Annotated in this window: 10 protein-coding genes and 3 pseudogenes; 10 read left to right on the forward strand and 3 right to left on the reverse strand. The window is 38.5% G+C overall.

What is annotated here, in order from left to right; genetic code table 11:
• Positions 1 to 409 precede the first annotated feature (409 nt).
• Both ACWF5P_RS25745 and ACWF5P_RS25750 read left to right on the forward strand, forming a co-directional pair.
• Entirely contained in the window at positions 410 to 1,465 is a 1,056-nt protein-coding gene (locus ACWF5P_RS25745; protein ID WP_452445472.1) for a trypsin-like serine peptidase, read from the forward strand.
• Positions 1,466 to 1,756: 291 nt separating this feature from the next.
• Positions 1,757 to 2,584: pseudogene (locus ACWF5P_RS25750) on the forward strand (IS4 family transposase); the annotation flags it as partial.
• A 597-nt stretch (positions 2,585 to 3,181) separates the two neighbouring features.
• Here ACWF5P_RS25750 and ACWF5P_RS25755 read toward each other — a convergent pair.
• Positions 3,182 to 4,066, reverse strand: coding sequence for a LysR substrate-binding domain-containing protein (locus tag ACWF5P_RS25755; protein WP_434169230.1), 885 nt, complete (start codon positions 4,064 to 4,066; stop codon positions 3,182 to 3,184).
• 171 nt (positions 4,067 to 4,237) lie between these two features.
• Between ACWF5P_RS25755 and ACWF5P_RS25760 the strand changes: the two genes are divergently transcribed.
• Both ACWF5P_RS25760 and gloA2 read left to right on the forward strand, forming a co-directional pair.
• Positions 4,238 to 5,482: an MFS transporter gene (locus ACWF5P_RS25760; RefSeq protein ID WP_452445473.1), complete on the forward strand. Its 1,245-nt coding sequence runs from the start codon at positions 4,238 to 4,240 to the stop codon at positions 5,480 to 5,482.
• A 542-nt stretch (positions 5,483 to 6,024) separates the two neighbouring features.
• A pseudogene (gene gloA2, locus ACWF5P_RS25765) lies at positions 6,025 to 6,370 on the forward strand (SMU1112c/YaeR family gloxylase I-like metalloprotein).
• Between the two features lie 341 nt (positions 6,371 to 6,711).
• Here gloA2 and ACWF5P_RS25770 read toward each other — a convergent pair.
• Positions 6,712 to 7,929, reverse strand: a complete 1,218-nt coding sequence (locus tag ACWF5P_RS25770; RefSeq protein WP_452445474.1) for a cytochrome P450 — start codon at positions 7,927 to 7,929, stop codon at positions 6,712 to 6,714.
• Positions 7,930 to 8,303: 374 nt separating this feature from the next.
• On the opposite strand from ACWF5P_RS25770, the pseudogene ACWF5P_RS25775 reads away from it, so the two are divergent.
• The 6 genes and pseudogenes from ACWF5P_RS25775 to ACWF5P_RS25800 form a co-directional block, all read left to right on the forward strand.
• Positions 8,304 to 8,584: pseudogene (locus tag ACWF5P_RS25775) on the forward strand (VOC family protein); the annotation flags it as partial.
• A 602-nt stretch (positions 8,585 to 9,186) separates the two neighbouring features.
• Positions 9,187 to 9,879: a DUF1796 family putative cysteine peptidase gene (locus ACWF5P_RS25780; protein WP_452445475.1), complete on the forward strand. Its 693-nt coding sequence runs from the start codon at positions 9,187 to 9,189 to the stop codon at positions 9,877 to 9,879.
• A 361-nt stretch (positions 9,880 to 10,240) separates the two neighbouring features.
• Entirely contained in the window at positions 10,241 to 11,296 is a 1,056-nt protein-coding gene (locus tag ACWF5P_RS25785) for an ABC transporter substrate-binding protein (protein WP_452445476.1), read from the forward strand.
• A 27-nt stretch (positions 11,297 to 11,323) separates the two neighbouring features.
• Positions 11,324 to 12,139 carry an ABC transporter ATP-binding protein gene (locus ACWF5P_RS25790; RefSeq protein ID WP_063576690.1) on the forward strand — a complete coding sequence of 272 codons (816 nt, stop codon included), beginning with the start codon at positions 11,324 to 11,326 and terminating at the stop codon, positions 12,137 to 12,139.
• A gap of 20 nt (positions 12,140 to 12,159) precedes the next feature.
• Positions 12,160 to 12,984 (forward strand): ABC transporter permease, encoded by an 825-nt coding sequence (locus tag ACWF5P_RS25795; protein WP_452445477.1) that lies wholly within the window; start codon positions 12,160 to 12,162, stop codon positions 12,982 to 12,984.
• 602 nt (positions 12,985 to 13,586) lie between these two features.
• Positions 13,587 to 14,483, forward strand: coding sequence for a DMT family transporter (locus ACWF5P_RS25800; RefSeq protein ID WP_452445478.1), 897 nt, complete (start codon positions 13,587 to 13,589; stop codon positions 14,481 to 14,483).
• 113 nt (positions 14,484 to 14,596) lie between these two features.
• Here ACWF5P_RS25800 and ACWF5P_RS25805 read toward each other — a convergent pair whose 3' ends face one another.
• A complete protein-coding gene (locus tag ACWF5P_RS25805; RefSeq protein ID WP_452445479.1) occupies positions 14,597 to 16,417 on the reverse strand; it encodes a LamG-like jellyroll fold domain-containing protein in 1,821 nt (606 codons plus the stop codon).
• Positions 16,418 to 16,603 lie beyond the last annotated feature (186 nt).

Below are 16,603 nucleotides of genomic sequence, written 5' to 3' on the forward strand. Positions count from 1 at the left end.
GCGTTCCTCAGCCTGAGTAAGCGGTATTTGCAATTCCATTTTGTAAACGACTCTGGTATTCCACATTTTTCTAGTATTCCATATGTCTGTGTTTTCTTATCCAGATATTTCTGTTGGCCGAGCAATTCAAAAACCTATGCAGGGAGCATTTCAAGGTAAATCTTATCGGAAGGTTTTTTTAAATTTGTAAAATGTGTATAAAAGGGAATAATGCTTCTCTTTCAACCAAACATTAATACTGGTTATCCAGGTGGACCGACAGAGGTAACGGGTCAAGGGCTGTCATAGCTCTGACATTCGAGATTCGCCCGAATGAGTCATGACTGTCGTTAGAGGCTACTTGGACAATCTCGGATAACTTTTTTGCTCTGCTCGCAGAGCACCCACAATCGATAAGGAGGAAAAAAGCATGAAAGAGATGTCGTTGGAAGATTTGTACAATACCCCGGCAATCCCTGCCACGCAGGAAATGCCGGCCGAAATGAAGGAGATGCTGAGACCGAGTTGGGGGGTGTACGTGCGTTCACAGTATAAGCCAAAGATGGACTTTGCAACTGAAAATGTTCCAGGAGTGCCTGGGATGTGGCAAGTTGTCGGCTGCTCCCACGATGAGGAGCTTCTGACGACTATTCCGGGGCTGGAGCAGGAGGAGATTGAGTTGAAAGCCGAAGACACGTCGGCGGCAAAGGAGGATGTTTCTAGCACGGAAGGCTACCGGCCGCCGTGGCAGCCACTAGAATATCTACCCCGACTTGTACCATTTCGGGTAGGTGACCGGGTATTTCTCGAGCCGAGGGCCACTGAGGAGGGAAGAAGGCTCGGCTATCCGTTTAATACCGTCGGTTTGATTAAAGTCAACGGTATACCTAGAGGAACCGGTGTTCTCGTTGGTCCCAATCTAATGTTGACCGCAAGTCACGTGGCGCCTTGGGGAGTGAAGAATTGGAGCATGGAGTTTATACCGGCCTTCCGGCAGGGGGACCCCCAACCGCCCTTTGGAAGTTCGTTCGTTCAAACGTTCCGAGGTATCAAACACACCACCCAGACAAGCGGTTTCGGTTATGACTATGTGATATGCAAGCTTTATAAGCCGCTCGGCAATGCAATTGGCTGGATGGGCACGCAATGGTGGGGCAACGAGGAAGAGTATTACAAAAGACGTTACGTCTCCACGGGATATCCTGAAACGTTCCAAAACAAACCCGCCGTGGAGCTTGACATGGGCCTCCGCGATATAGACAACGACAGCCCTGGCATAGAGCTAGAATTCTCACTCGCAGGTCACCCTGATATCGGGCATGGATGGTCTGGGGGGCCACTTTGGTTGCCTAGTGAGGGGCCAAAGGTTGTTGGCGTCCTTAGCGGCACGGAGAAGGACGAGTTCGACCCGCCATTTCTCGTTTACGCTGGGGGCAAACACATGGTTGACCTAGTGAAGTACGGCATGGACAATTGGCGTCCCTAACCACTTAAGGTCAGCAAGTTGTGCTCTAGTTTTTGTGAACCGCCTCGAGTTTGTCGGAGGCGCCGGCAGCTTTCCATTTTGAAGTACGGTAAATTTAATTCATAATAACTGGAATCACCTAAGTAGGTTCTGGTGCAAAAATTTCAGCTGTCTTGAAACTAATCTCTAAATCTTGGGCATACTGATAGGGGTCACGTCACACATCTATCAAGTTAAAAAATTAGTTGTTCCCAAATTCAAAAGCACGTTATTTTTTTCTTATGCTACTAAGAAAGGATGACGTGCTTTTTTATGAGTGATAAGCAAGAACAAGATCTTCATTTATTTGGGAGGAGCTATACCGATATCTGTCTCCCGCTGCGCTCAATCAATTAGCCATAAAAACAGGAGGTATGGCTCAATCAAAAAGTACACAACTTTGTAGTCAATTAGAATCCGTAACAGGTGTTTTACTGAGTCCAGAAGGACTCAACCAACGGTTTAATCAATCTTCAGTAGCCTTCTTCCAAACTGTGTTAGTAACACTTTTAAAGGCTAAACTTGTCAATTCCTTTAAGATACCTCATTCACTCTCTGCTTACTTTGAACGGATACGTATTCTAGATTCTACAACTTTTCAAGTTCTTGATCGCTTTTTATCTACTTATCCAGGTGCTGGGGGATGTAGCCATAAAGCAGGGGTCAAAAATTCAGCTATAGTATGACTTGTTGAGTGGACAATTTTCTGATGTGCAAATTGAACCAGGAAAACGAAGTGATCAGGCGTATAGTGCCAATCGAACAAACATGGTACAGAAGAATGAACTATACATTCGTGACTTAGGATATTTTCGTTTACAAGACTTTAAGTCTATCCAGGATAAGCAAGGCTATTACCTATCACGTCTTAAGTTGCCTACAAAAATATATAGAAAAGAATTCGAAATAGTGGAATTTAAAACAAAACCCGCTCCAATTGAAGCCTGTATATATCCAAATTCATTTGGAAGATATCATGAAACAATTACAACCTGGCCAAGTATACGAGCTACGAGATGTGTATGTGGGGAGTAAGACAAGCTTCCTACTCGGATTGTGGTTTATAGATGTACCGAGAAGCAAACACAGAAACGCTATAAAGGAGAAAAAAGGGACGTATTAACCGAATCATTATTGGAAAAGACCTTTCGTGTCCCAGTTAAAGTAGAATGGGAGAATGAGCGTCCCTGGATTCGGATTAAATCCCTGTTATATACTGAGAAAAAATAAACCAAGTATGTTGAAGTGTAAAGTAAAACAATCGTAAGGGTAAAACTACAAGATGAAGATAGATTGCTTTCCATTGGAGGGCCTAATTAAATAACTTTATTTAGTGAGTCATAATAATACTCCTTAGGACATCTTAATTTATCCCATTATGTAGAATGGTAGGTGTCTCTATAAGGGAGTACTATACTTGGCATTGTTATATGCTCTCAAACTAAAAAGGCGAAGACTAGAAATCTTCTCCTTTTTTTAATCCTTTTCACGATAAAAAATGCCTTCGTGTATTTCTTTACTAGCGCCTCGATGGCGCGGTTGGAAAGAGGGACCGCTCCATCATTCACCCTAGTCAAATCCCCTTAATTCATAACTGTATATAAAAAAAGGAAAAACTATATATTTTACATACTGCTATAGTTTTTCTATTAGTAACTCAGTCAGTTATTTTATATAAAACTTCCTTTACAGAAATTCTTATTCCTCTCCGGAGAAATGATCAAAGACAAATTGTTTAAATTGTCGAACTGCAGGTGATAAATATCTTCCCTCGACCCAAGAAACTCCAATTACCCGTTGGCACTGCGGCCATTGAACACGTATTTGCGATATTTCACTTTGGTCTGTCCCTTTCAGGGTCGGTAGAATTGAGATTCCCAGCCCGGCAGCTACAAGCCCTGCTACGGTGTTTGCTTCCTCTCCTTCAAATGTAATATTAGGTGTAATCCCTGCTTCCTCAAACAATTGTTCGACAGTTATGCGGAGGGAATATCCTTTTTTTAAAAGAATAAACGATTCTGCTGCAATTTCTTCTAAAGTGATCGTTTCATAATTGGCGAATTTATGCCCTTTAGGGACTATAACAAAGAGTTCCTCCGTCCAAAGTTGCGCCCATTGGAGTGGCGCTTTCATTTCCATAGGCGCAATTAGACAAAGATCCAATTCTCCTAATTGTAATTGCTCAAGAAGAGTATGGGATGGGCTTTGTGTGAGTTGAAAATTGATTTTTGGATAGTGCATACGAAAAGAAGCGATTAAATCTGGAATAAGATTCGTGCTCAACGTGTGTAGAAAACCAAGGGAGACTTGTCCCTGCTCTGGCTCGAGCAGCTCTTGAATTTCTTGTTTACCTTTATGGAATTCCTTCATCATACTATCCACACTCTTTAAAAAGATGTGACCATATTGATTTAATCTAATTGAACGCCCTTGACGTTCAAATAATGGAACACCTATTTCATCCTCAAAACGAGCAATAGATCGGCTGAGGGCAGACTGGGTGATTGATAACGCTTCTGCCGCACGCGTCACGTGTTGCATACGTGCTAGAGTTTGGAAGTATTCAAACTGTTGCCATTCCATTCATAGACACCTCTTTCATAAATCTGTTCATTCATTCCATATAATCATTAAAACCATTATTATAATGAATTATACATCATAAGGTATCGGTGGTAATATAAAATTCAAGAATAGAATTTGTTAAAAGGAATGATTTTTTATGCAATATAGATGGCAAAGGTTGATTGTATTATGAGATATATTCAACAAGGTACACCTGTCTTTCGCAAAACTAGCTTTGCTTTCTTTGCGGCTGGTTTCAATACATTTGCTATTCTTTACTGTGCGCAGCCTTTAATGCCAGAGTTCACTAAAGAGTTTAGTATTTTTCCAACTACTGCAAGTCTGTCACTTTCGGTCACAACAATAGCTCTAGCCATCAGCATGCTGGTTTTTGGTTCTTTGTCTGAAGTATGGGGACGTAAGCCCATCATGGTTATTTCTATGATCCTTGCTTCGGTGCTTTGTATTCTTACAGCATTCAGCCCTAATTTTCATCTCTTACTGGTGTTTCGTACTATGGTAGGAATTGCATTGGCTGGCCTTCCCTCCATTGCAATGGCCTATCTTGGAGAAGAAATAGATCCTAAAAGCCTTGGAACCGCAATGGGCCTGTATATCAGCGGCAATGCAATTGGCGCTGTGTGTGGTAGAATTATCTCTGGTATGCTGAGCGACTACCTTGGTTGGCACATAGCAATAGGAGGAATCGGTCTAATAAGCTTAGTGGCCACCCTGATTTTTTGGATTAGCTTACCACCTTCGCAAAATTTCCAACCTCGTAAATTAGAGATTGGAAGGTTAGGGAAATCCTTAATTGACCATCTTAAGGATCCAGAATTAATTTGCTTATATACGATGGGGTTTTTGCTTTTAGGAAGTAATGCAGCATTGTTCAATTATATTGGATATGTATTAATTGCCCAGCCTTATTCATTAAGTCAAACGTTAGTAAGCTGGATATTTATAGTTATGATTGTTGGAATGTTTAGCTCTGCCTGGACTGGGAAATTGGTAGATCGACACGGTAAGCAAAAAATATTAATCATTAATCTTTTGATTTCGTTCTTCGGAGTCTGTTTAACTTTGGATTCTGATTTGTTTGTGAAGATACTAGGACTTGGATTGTTTACTTTTGGATTCTTTGCCTGTCATTCGATTGCTAGTAGTTGGGTCGGACAACGTGCTTCACATAACAAGGCACAAGCATCTTCATTATATCTATTTCTTTACTACGCTGGATCGAGTGTAGGTGGAACAGTCGGAGGTGTGTTTTGGTCCATATTCGGATGGGATGGACTAATCGTCATGATTTCGGGATTCTTATTACTTGCTCTTATACTTTCAGTATACCTTTCAAAGCGTCAATACCGATACAAACATTATGATGTTTTAAAACCTCAGAACCCATTGAAACAAACCTCAGGTAACCCATGAATCGTCAATAAATAAAGGGGAGCACATATTTGCCTTGTTTAATATGTACTCTCCTTTTATCTTTTAATAAACTAAACCAACTAAGAATAACCCGAACATACATTCAACAAATGCAATATATATTCAGCTCCTTTTCGAGTACGAAATAGAACTTTATTAGTCTTTTCAAATTAGTGTTCGGTCAAAATCTAAACATGATTTTGTTATTACTATTTGCAGGTAATTTGTTCACTGGATCGCTTTTTTCGCTAGGAAAAAGGTTGAGGTGTTTGAAACGTATATCAGTTTTTACTAATGTGCTGAATTAATCTAGCTGGTGGAGGGGTGGAAGAGGCATTTCGATAGTTACACAATGAAAATGCGTTGGTCTCATCAATATGGTCTGAGTTGATAAAGAGATAATCACCACCTCGAGCGACGAATGCGCAGTAGAATCCGAAGGAAGCACTGAAATCTAATTTTTTATAAATGTATAACTTTGGTAAAATTAGATTATTAAAATAATCAATGTTCTTAGGTAGGAAACAAATGAAGGTAAAAAAATACATCATGTAGCAATAATTTGTTCCGATTATGAAAAATTAGGGTGTGATATCGAGAAGGAGACATATCGGTCAGATAGGAAGTCGTATAAATTGGATTTAATAGTCGGAGGGGAATATTAGCTTGAATTGTTCTCATTTCCTGATAGCCCAAATCGTCCAGTTATCCTGAAGCAAGAGGGCTTAGACATCTTGCTTTTGAAGTGGAAGATATTAATCGAGCGATTGAAGATTTAGAAAAAGAAAACATTCCAGTCGAACCTATCCGTGTTGATGAGTTAACAGGAAAAGGTTTCCCTTTTTTTGTGATCCGGATGATTTGCCTCTTGAAATATATGGAAATTAGTATTTGCAGTAGGGTTATGTATATTTTGATAAGAAAAGTCTTTCATCAAGGTGCCCTAAAACAAAATAGCACTCAAAACAAAAATGGAACTCATTTTGTGATTTCCATTTTTGTTTCTGTATTTTTTAGGTCATAATTCCGTATTATATATGAAGTTTTTATCAACCTAGTACAGTGTGATTTCTAATAACTGGATAAATATAGGATTTAACATCTTCTCCAACAAATGCTTTCCAAATATTCAATTTTAAAAGGTCACTGAGGTTATAAAAAACTTCATTTTTTGTTATTGATAGGTTTTTGTATTACTTAATCTATATATTCTTAGGCAGCAAGGCTCATTATCTTGTGAATTTTAAAGGAAGTCTTTTCACTCCAAAAACGAACGGACTTGGAATCGCCTCCAGCTCAGTCCCTTTTACACCTTCCAATTTTGCAAATGTACTTAATAGTGTCACGAGAGCTACTTCTGCTTCTAGACGTGCAAGCGGGGCACCTAAACAAAAATGAATACCAAACCCGAAACTCAAATGAGGGTTTAATTTCCTTTCTAACGTAAACCGATTAGGCTCTGCAAACTTTTGTTCATCCCGGTTTGCCGAAGCGACCCAGCAAATTACTTGTTCCCCTTTTTGGATTGTTTTGCCCCCAACTTTGACATGTTCCTTTGCAACACGGCCAATTGCCTGTATTGGAGGATAAAAGCGTAGTGTTTCTTCTACCAATTTTGGTATTAAAGTCAGATTTGTCCTAGCTTGTTCTTGAATGTTTTTATCTTCTGTCATATAGCGTACGGCATTTGTAATCAAATTAGTTGTTGTTTCATTTCCCGCAACTAATAATAAAACACAGAAAGATAGTACCTCTTCTTCTGTTAATTTTTCCCCATCAATTTTTGCTGCTAATAATAGCGAAATTAAATCATCTTCAGGATTAACTTTTCTCTCTAAAATTATTTTTTTGAAATATTCTTTAAGAAACCCACTTCCTTCCTTACGTTTTTGTGCCATTCTTTGGAAGGCTTCATTTGAATTATCTTTGGCGCCTGCCACGAGAACATCAGAATAGGTTTTAAAAAGATCCCGATCCTTAGCAGGGACCCCCAATAATTCGGCAATTATTATGACAGGCAACGGACCAGCAAGGTTATGAACGAGATCCATAGTCCCCTTCTCATTAACTTGATCGAGAAGGTAATGTGTCACCTCTTCGATTTTATTTTTTAAATCCTTCACTGCTTTAGGAGTGAATGCCTTGTTCACTAAGTTTCTCATTTTCGTGTGTCTAGGAGGGTCCATTGTCAAAATGCTTCCTTGAAGAGTTCCAGACCCTCGTTCCGATGAAAACAGTTTTGGATTTTTTAGAATATAATGTACGTCCTCATATCGAAACACATCCCAGCAGCTTCGAGCCTCATCGTACCTTACAGGAGTATTTTGTCGTAAACTATTAAAAATTGGAAAAGGAAATAATTGATCTGCGTTCGAAGCAATTTCGCTCATGGGGATGAGATTAGCATACTGCTCCACTGCGCTTGTTGATTTACGTTCTTGTGTCATGGTTTCATCTCTCCTTTTATTGTGTCTAATATTCATACAGAAAATAGTCATGAACCGGTTCATTAACTAAGATAACAAACTCGAAATTTGGTTTCAATTGACATAAATTGAGATATTTTTCAATGAGAAGAAAGTAATAACTCGGAAAATTTGATTCCCCACCTATTGAAAAACTCTTTTGAGTTTCATAGTTTCCCGTTTAAGGTCATGCCGGTACCACAAGTCATGCCAGCAGTGTAACTATATTTACTGCACCCTTATCCACTATTATTTTAAGTCTGCTGCTGAAGTTTTTACCTTAAGCAATGCGTGGGTTTCTGAAAAGGGTGTTTCAATCTACTGATGCTGGGTACAGTTAAGGGAAATTTCATAACTATCGGGCAGAAAGGAAGTCCTATAAATTGGATTTAATGGTCGGAGGGGAGTATCAGCTGGAATTGTTCTCCTTTCCTAATAGCCCCCATCGTCCAAGTTATCCTGAAGCAAGAGGACTTAGACATCTTGCCTTTGAAGTGGAAGATATTCATCAAGAAATTGAGAATTTAGAAAAGAAAACATTCCTGGTGAACCCATCCGTGTTGATGGGTTAACAGGAAAAAGGTTTACTTTTTTTGGTGATCCGGATGATTTGCCTCTTGAAATATATGAAAAGTAGGAATTACAAGCTTGGCTAGGAAAATGCGTGAAACTTTAAGACATGAAGTTTTTTGGGAGGTAAAACTTGGTTGAATTCAAAAGCTGAAAAGCGGTTGAAATGCAATATCGCTACACTAGTGTTATTCGGTAGATTCATGATTTCAGCACTATTACGAAAAAGGTTATTGACCCTACAATAAAAGGTGGAAAGGGGGCAGTATTTAGGTTAGGCAGTCTTCTCCATTAATATTGTTTGCATTCCCGATATTTCTTTAAGATCCCAACGGTCCACTTTATCCAAGTAGGGCTTCTTTTATTTTTCAGAAACATAAAAAGGGCTGTTAGTAATCTATTAAGTACTATACAGATTTCCAGGAAGCTTCATAAGATATAAAAAAGGAGGTACAAGCATTGAAAGAAAAAATAATTAACGCGGAAAATAACCGTTTCCGCTTAGTAACAGGTACATTTCCTGATAAAGAAACCGCCTAATGGCTGAAGAGCTGAAAATTCGTTATGGCTGGATTGTCTATATAATTCCGGAACAAAGTGAAAAAGACTGGAATTAAAATTAGTTAACTACCAAAAGGATTTGATGAAATAGGGAAATTAGTAGAGAGGATGACTGAATTGAAATTACAAGATATAAAAGGATCTTATGATGTAATCATTAGCCTAGGCAGTTGGTGTGGACCTTCTCTTAATTTAAGGCGGCATAATTTGAGGCGGTTTTCGTTTCCTCTTGATTGGGTTGTATCTAACTCACTCCCGGATGTAAGCAGATTATTGAAGAACAGATTTGTCGGATTTATGGACTTAAACAATATGAAGCAGGTAGATGGCATCGCTTCTTATCTTGATGATGGAGATGCGGTTTTTTCTGATGATGGCGGTAAGCAGCAAGACGCGTATTTTATCCAAGATACCTATTATAATATTATTTCAGTCCATGATTTCCCAATATTACCTAATCAAGATTGGACTCATCTTTACCCTGCTTACAAAGAAAAACTTAATTACCGAATAAATAAGTTTATTGAAATAATTTCAAATAGCAAATCCGTCTTATTTGTTAGATGGGGGGCAGTTTCGGTTCACGGTGCAGTTGAATTGCAATCCGTCTTGTCCGAAATGATACCGGGGAAATTTAATATCCTCTTCCTTGATCCACTAGCGGAGGTAAAAGGTGTTAATGAAATCGACTGGGGAATCAAAGGCATTTGTACAGTGCAAGTACCCAGTGATGGTCCTAATGATGATTCAATGTGGGATTATGTTTATAATGGGCTAACCTTAACAAAAACATATTCTTAGTAGTGATTTCACTTTTTTTATTGCAAACGTTTAAATTTGGTGAAGCATTAATGGATTGAGAATAAGTCTTTTTCCTTTATTTGAAGGATGGAACAAAAGAGTTATTTTTACGGAAGAAGAAAATTTTATCTTAAGAGTTAAAGGACACTCATTATTCTAAAAGAGTGTTTTTTTGTGCAGTAATCCACTGAATTATCTAAATTTTCCAAAATTATATTTGACCCAAATGGGACAGCTGATTTAGAATTGGTGTATATATGAAATTATGTTTTGTATATAAAACTAAAATAAGGGGGAATAGTAATATCTTTTTATGGAGAATTTTCAATTGACTAAAAATTGATTTAGGGAGGTAAGTAATATGTTTAAGAAAAAATTGGCGTTCGTTCTGATTTGTTTGGTGTTAATAGTTTCTGCATGCGGTCCAAGTGACGAAACGACTACAGAAGGAAGTTCCGGAGGAAAAGCGGTAAAGCTTACTTTTACGGAACCTGCACGGTTATTGTCAGTTGCCCCATTGTATGTAGCCATCGAGCAAGGTTTTTTTGAAAAAGAAGGAATTGAAGCAGAGATTGTATCTGGTGGTGGAGGAGCACAAGTAATTGCTTCTGTATTATCAGGTGAAGCTCAGTTTGCGGTCTCGGGTCCTCGAAGTATGTTTACTCCTCTTGATAAAGGTGAAGAATTAATGGCGATTCAATCTTTAAATTCAGCGCTAACCTATCAAATTACTCTTTCTAAACAATATCAAAAGAAAAAGAATGTTTCTAAAGACTCATCATTTGAAGATAGAGTGGCTTCATTGAATGGCGCTACTATTGGTACAAATCTTGTCGGTGATTCTGGAGACGTATACACCCGCTATTTAATGCAAATGCATGGTGTTGACCCCGATACGCTTAAATCTGTCAAATTGGCAGGAGATGGATCGAAGATTGGCGGTATGCAGGAGGGGATTGTTGACGGTGGTATAGCATCGCCTCCAATGGGTTTACAGGCGGAAAGTAAAGATGTTGGTGAGATTGTAATCAATACAAGTGAAGAGCCAATGTATGGGAATATGGTCTGGGAAGCTGTTTTTGCTAAAAAGGAATATTTAGAAAAAAATCAGGAAACATCTTTGAAAGTAGTTCGGGCAATAGGGAAAGGTATGGAATTCACACGTAATAATCCAAGAGAGGCAGCCGAATCAATCGTATCTTATTTTGATGGAATTGATGTTGATATCCTAGAGGAATCACTAATCGGATTGAAAAACACTTTTAAAGGCTATGGGGAAATGAATCAAGAAGCTTGGGATAATGCCCAGGATCCATTAGTTGAATTCGGCAAGTTGTCAGGCGTTTCTACTAAACAGGATACTACTGAAGATGTTATTTGGACAAATAGTTATATAGAAGAAGCATTTAAAAAATAATTAGATAGAAAGGAGATGATAGGTAAGATGGAAAATGCACAACTGGAAAATTTCAAATTGTCTACTCGTTTTTTGGATGTTACTTACGTAAACAATAAAACTGGTGCAGAAGTGATTGCCCTGCAGAATATAAACTTGAATATCAAAGATGGTGAATTTATATGTATTGTTGGGCCGAGCGGCTGTGGAAAAACCACTTTTTTAAATACTGTAGTTGGATTACTTAAGCCAAGTAAGGGTGAAATTCTATTAGATCAGCAAAAAATTGATGGCCCCGGCAAGGACAGGGCAATGGTTTTTCAAAACCCGAGTCTTTTACCTTGGAGAACAGTATTGGAAAATGTTCTCTATGGAGTTGAACTGTTAAAGCAAATAACGGCAGAGAAAAAGAAAGAGGCGAAGGAATTTATTGAAATGGTCGGTTTAAAAGGTTATGAAAATCATTATCCCCACGAATTATCAGGGGGGATGCAGCAAAGGGTTAACTTGGCTCGAGCATTAACGGTAAACCCGTCCTTAATATTACTGGATGAACCATTTTCGGCATTGGACGCACAAACCAGGGAGTTTATGCAAGGTGAGTTACTTAGAATATGGGATGAGACAAAAAAGACAAGTCTTTTTATTACACACCAAATTGATGAAGCGGTATTTTTAGCTGATAGAGTTTTTGTTTTTGGAGCAAGACCAGGACGTGTAGTGGAGGTTGTTGATGTTGATATACCTAGACCGAGAGATCTTCATGTGAAGCGCAGCCCGGAATTTTTAGAGTTTGTAGACCATATATGGTCCATTATTGAACAGGAGTCTTCAAAACAAGGTTTCGATAATAAAGAAAAATAATATAGTGAAAGGAGAATAATATGGCGAAGAGTACGATCCAACTTACACAAACAAAGCACAAGATAAAAAAGGCGAAGAAAATAAGAAAAGAAAAAAAATCATTTTTTATCAGTGTTGCATCTGTTTTTATATTCCTGTTGCTTTGGGAAGTTGCCTCTCAAAACGAATGGATAAATCCATTGTTCATTAGCTCACCAATTGAAATTGCACAAGCGGCAGTGTTAATGGTTCAAGAAGTATCTTTTTGGGAAAATATGAAGGTGAGTGGTTACGAATTTGTTGCAGGCTTTGTTTTAGCAATACTGATTGGAATACCACTTGGTGTGTTATCTGGCTGGAATTCTAACTTTAATGCAGTAGTTAACCCTTTCATTTCAGGATTATATGTAACGCCTAAAGTCGCACTTTTACCCGTGATCATAATTGCATTTGGAATAGGACCAGCATCAAAAATTGTTATAGTATTTTTGATGGCCTTCTTTCCAATAGTGATGAGCGCTCAAAAAGCTATGTTAACATTAGATCAAAACTTAATAAAAGCAGCAAGAACATTTAATGCAAGTGAATTTCAGATCTTTAAAATAATTGCTTTGCCTTCGACGGTACCATTCCTTTTAAACGGTATTCGCTTAGGGATAGGCCAAGGATTAATTGCTGTAGTTGTAGGTGAATTATTCGCTTCGACAGCTGGTATCGGATATCAATTGACAAGCAATGGTCAAAATCTACAAACAGACCGTATGTTTGTTGGAGTGTTAGTCATTACGATTACGGGAATCATTCTTACTTCATTATTAGGCATTATTGAAAGACGCTTTTCTTCTTGGAAACCAGAAAATAGTTAATTAAATTTACACTTTAAACGTTATTTTTCAGTATTGCAGCACAAAACGGTTACAGTGTAAAAGCTTCAAGACAATATTTCAAGTAAGCTTAAATTTGGAAAAGGTAATTGTAAACAAGTTTGTAGACAAAAGGGTTTCTATCTGAATTTTTAAACAAAGTTGATTGGATCGGGTGTTCGAGACTCCTGCGGGAAAAGCGCGTCCAAGGGAGACCCCACAGGCGCCAAGAGCGCCGAGGAGGCTCCCGGACCGCCCGCGGAAAGCGAGTGCCTGGAGTGGAAATTAACGTTCATATTTTACACTCACTCAAAAAAATATAGGCAATCTTAATATCGAGTTTGTCTCCAGTCTAAACAAAAGGTGCTTCCTATACGAAGCACCTTTTGTTTAGCATGCTTTTCTAACCTGATCGATCTATAAAGGAAGATTTCCTATCCACTCCCATATGGCAAAGATTTCTTCACAGATGATTACATCTCGGGAATGTAGTCTTATTCGTATTTTTACTGTTCCACTTCACAGTGAGATAGAAAATTTATTGAAGTTCTCCCGTATCCATGATACCTTCAGTTTATAGTGAATGGTCATGGGAGGAATAGGTTTTGAACACTAAGGCATTTATATTGGCATCAATTACAGTTATTATTTGGGGATCTACATTCGCTGCTATTCGTGCAAGCTTGCATGGCGGGTATTCAGCTGGCCATTTGGTACTTGTTCGTTATCTTATAGCATCAGGGATTTTTGTCCTTTATGCTCTATGGCCTGGGGTGAAATTTCGACTCCCGAAAAAAGCGGATTTGTTGAGGATATCGATCCTTGCATTTATTGGAATTAGTATTTACCATATTGGGGTGACATTCGGGGAACAAACTGTTTCGGCGGGAACGGCTGGAATGCTGATTGGTTCAGCACCTGTCTTCATAGCGATCATTGCTGCTTTCGTCTTAAAAGAACGCCTCGGCCTATTCGGATGGATCGGTTTAGGAATAGGGTTCACAGGAATCACCTTAATAACTTTAGGTACTGCAGGCCCTTCCCTGAATATTTCTGAAGGAGCCTTTTTAGTGCTGATGTCGGCTATTGCTTCTGCAGTGTTTTTTGTTTTCCAAAAGCCACTGTTCAGCAGTTATAATCCGATTGAATTGACAGCATATTTCACATGGATTGGTACAATACCCTTTTTTATATTTTTTCCTGGGCTATTTCAAGAAATTCAACATGCAACGATGGAAGGTCATTTATCAGCGGTTTTTGTTGGTGTTTTCCCTGCGGCCATCGGTTACGTAACTTGGGCAGTTGCACTATCATTAGGAAAAGCCAGTTCCGTATCCAGTCTGTTATACATTGAGCCTGTAATTGCCATTTTTGTCGCTTGGGTTTGGCTGCAGGAGGTCCCTAGTACCCTTTCAGTCATTGGCGGCGCTATTGCTATATTTGGGGTTCTTGTCGTTAATGGGTTCGGAAAGTATAAGTCGGTGATGAAAAAAGCAGCATGAAAGATGCTTAAACAGACTAGTATAATCGCAGCATTCTTGAATCATCATTGAGGATGTATGACTAAACACAAAGGGGAGGTACCAAAAAAAGGAATTCACCCAGGTTGATGAGGTCAATCAGATACACCTGGGGAATTGGATTTTTCCGCCTTTCTGAAATTAAATCTTTTTTTAAAGTCCCAATCTAATTTAAATGAATTATTTTCACCTGTTAAAAATTTATAATCGATATAGGATTTTTCTTTTTTGGACATTTCGTCGACAAATGGCGAATAGGTCCGGAATAACAATACATTTTTCTTTTCATCAAATTCTACAAGTCTTAGCCAGCCATTACCCCCTCGATAATTCGTTTGGTAATTGACCAGCATTTGAATGACATCATTTCCTGCTGAGTTTTGTTTTACCCGATGTGCTATCCCATAATAATGTCCATTAACCGTCATGAATACTTGATTATGGTCCTTTACGAGTTCATCCCAAATCACCCGGCCATTAGAAGATTCGACAGCAATGGTTTTATCATTCTTAATCTTCGGGAATATAATATCATGCGAGACGAGGATTGTCGGTTTATCTTTATGCTGGTCTAAAACTTTTTTTGACCATTCCAGATCCTTATGCAAATTTTTCATATCCACTATCAAGATTAGATATTCATAACTCCCTGCCTTAGCGATTGCATATGAACTATACCCAGAGTGAGACGACCCCTTATAGTATTTTTTATTCAAAAAACGCTGCGGCCCATAATGCGTTAAGAAAGGATCGCCGTTCGCATAGTCATGATTCCCAGCCGCCATCAAATATGGAATTTCCTTTTTATCCAAATGGGAAATGGCTCCGAGGGAATTCTGCCATTGTTTTTCTGAATCACTATCGACAATGTCCCCAACAAATGTATTCATGATGATATTGTTCTTCTTAGTGTTATTGGAAATCCAGTTCATTTGGCTATTGAAAATCTCTGGATTTTGGCTCGAATATTTCTGGGTATCCGGGACAAATAGAAAATTATAATTCCTTTTATTCGTTAGAAAAGGTAAAGCTTTGTTTGATCCTTCGAATGGTTCATCGTCACGGGCATCCTGTACAAGCCATTCTTTTTCAGTTAAAGCCTTATTGGCAATTCGTATTTGCTGGATATTCCCTTTGAATAGTGCATTAAACTTATTTCCCCACTCAGATGCTCCGATGTTCCAGCCTTTCCCTTTAACTGCTGCAATACCGATTACTTTTTCCGATTTTCCGTAATCGCTGACGCCATTCAAAGTCAGAGTCGTCGTGTCACCATCATTAACAACCGCCAAATGGTACCATTCATCAGCATTTAATGATCGAGACCAATTGCTTACATTATAATTTAAATTAGATGGATGGCTTGTCCAGTGGATTTTTTGATCACTGGATACAGTTAAAGCAGAAAGGATTTTCTTCTCGCCTTCCATTTTATTAAGATCTGCTGCCTGTCCTTGTCTAGAAAAAAGCCCCATGACATTCTTGGAATCGCTTGGTAACTTGAACACCGCTTCGATGGTAAACCCCTTATCGAATTCCTCCGAATTGATAGGGGAACCCTTTTTGGTTTTAAAATATCTTCCTGAAGGGGCGTTTTCGTAATTAGCGAACTCCAAGCTATCCACTTTTTCTTGATCATGATAATCTTCTTCGGACCATTGAATCATATTTTTTAATTCAGGCGAGGCAGGATCCCCTATCGTCACTAACTCTAAATCATTTCCATGTTTGCTTGTATCTTCTATAATTAAATTACCTTTATCGATTGAACCGCTTTTAACATGTTGTTTTGTGAATTTCCAATTTGCCACGATATTGCTTCGATTATTTTCAGCAACGGAATCAGCCGATTTGGCAATACCAGGAACAATCATACATAAGAGTGAGAGACCTATTAAAGCTTTTTTCATTCTCATAAACATCACCCCATTACATTTTGATTAAGCGATATACATTTATCCTTTTTACTACCTGGATTAATTTGTAGCTTACTAAGCCAAGGTAGATTCCGTACAGCTGCAATATGGTATAGTTTGCTTATCTTCTCGATAACTTATTAAGGATGAGTAAAAAAGTCTTATTTCCACAAAACCCATTAGGGA

This window comes from Peribacillus sp. NPDC055009 (assembly GCF_053608705.1).

Coding starts and splice junctions, on each gene's coding strand:
- ACWF5P_RS25770 (WP_452445474.1), bottom strand. CDS start 7,929: ATGACACAAGAACGTAAATCAACAAGCGCAGTGGAGCAGTATGCTAAT.
- ACWF5P_RS25805 (WP_452445479.1), bottom strand. CDS start 16,417: ATGAGAATGAAAAAAGCTTTAATAGGTCTCTCACTCTTATGTATGATT.
- ACWF5P_RS25780 (WP_452445475.1), top strand. CDS start 9,187: ATGACTGAATTGAAATTACAAGATATAAAAGGATCTTATGATGTAATC.
- ACWF5P_RS25760 (WP_452445473.1), top strand. CDS start 4,238: ATGAGATATATTCAACAAGGTACACCTGTCTTTCGCAAAACTAGCTTT.
- ACWF5P_RS25785 (WP_452445476.1), top strand. CDS start 10,241: ATGTTTAAGAAAAAATTGGCGTTCGTTCTGATTTGTTTGGTGTTAATA.
- ACWF5P_RS25795 (WP_452445477.1), top strand. CDS start 12,160: ATGGCGAAGAGTACGATCCAACTTACACAAACAAAGCACAAGATAAAA.
- ACWF5P_RS25790 (WP_063576690.1), top strand. CDS start 11,324: ATGGAAAATGCACAACTGGAAAATTTCAAATTGTCTACTCGTTTTTTG.
- ACWF5P_RS25745 (WP_452445472.1), top strand. CDS start 410: ATGAAAGAGATGTCGTTGGAAGATTTGTACAATACCCCGGCAATCCCT.
- ACWF5P_RS25755 (WP_434169230.1), bottom strand. CDS start 4,066: ATGGAATGGCAACAGTTTGAATACTTCCAAACTCTAGCACGTATGCAA.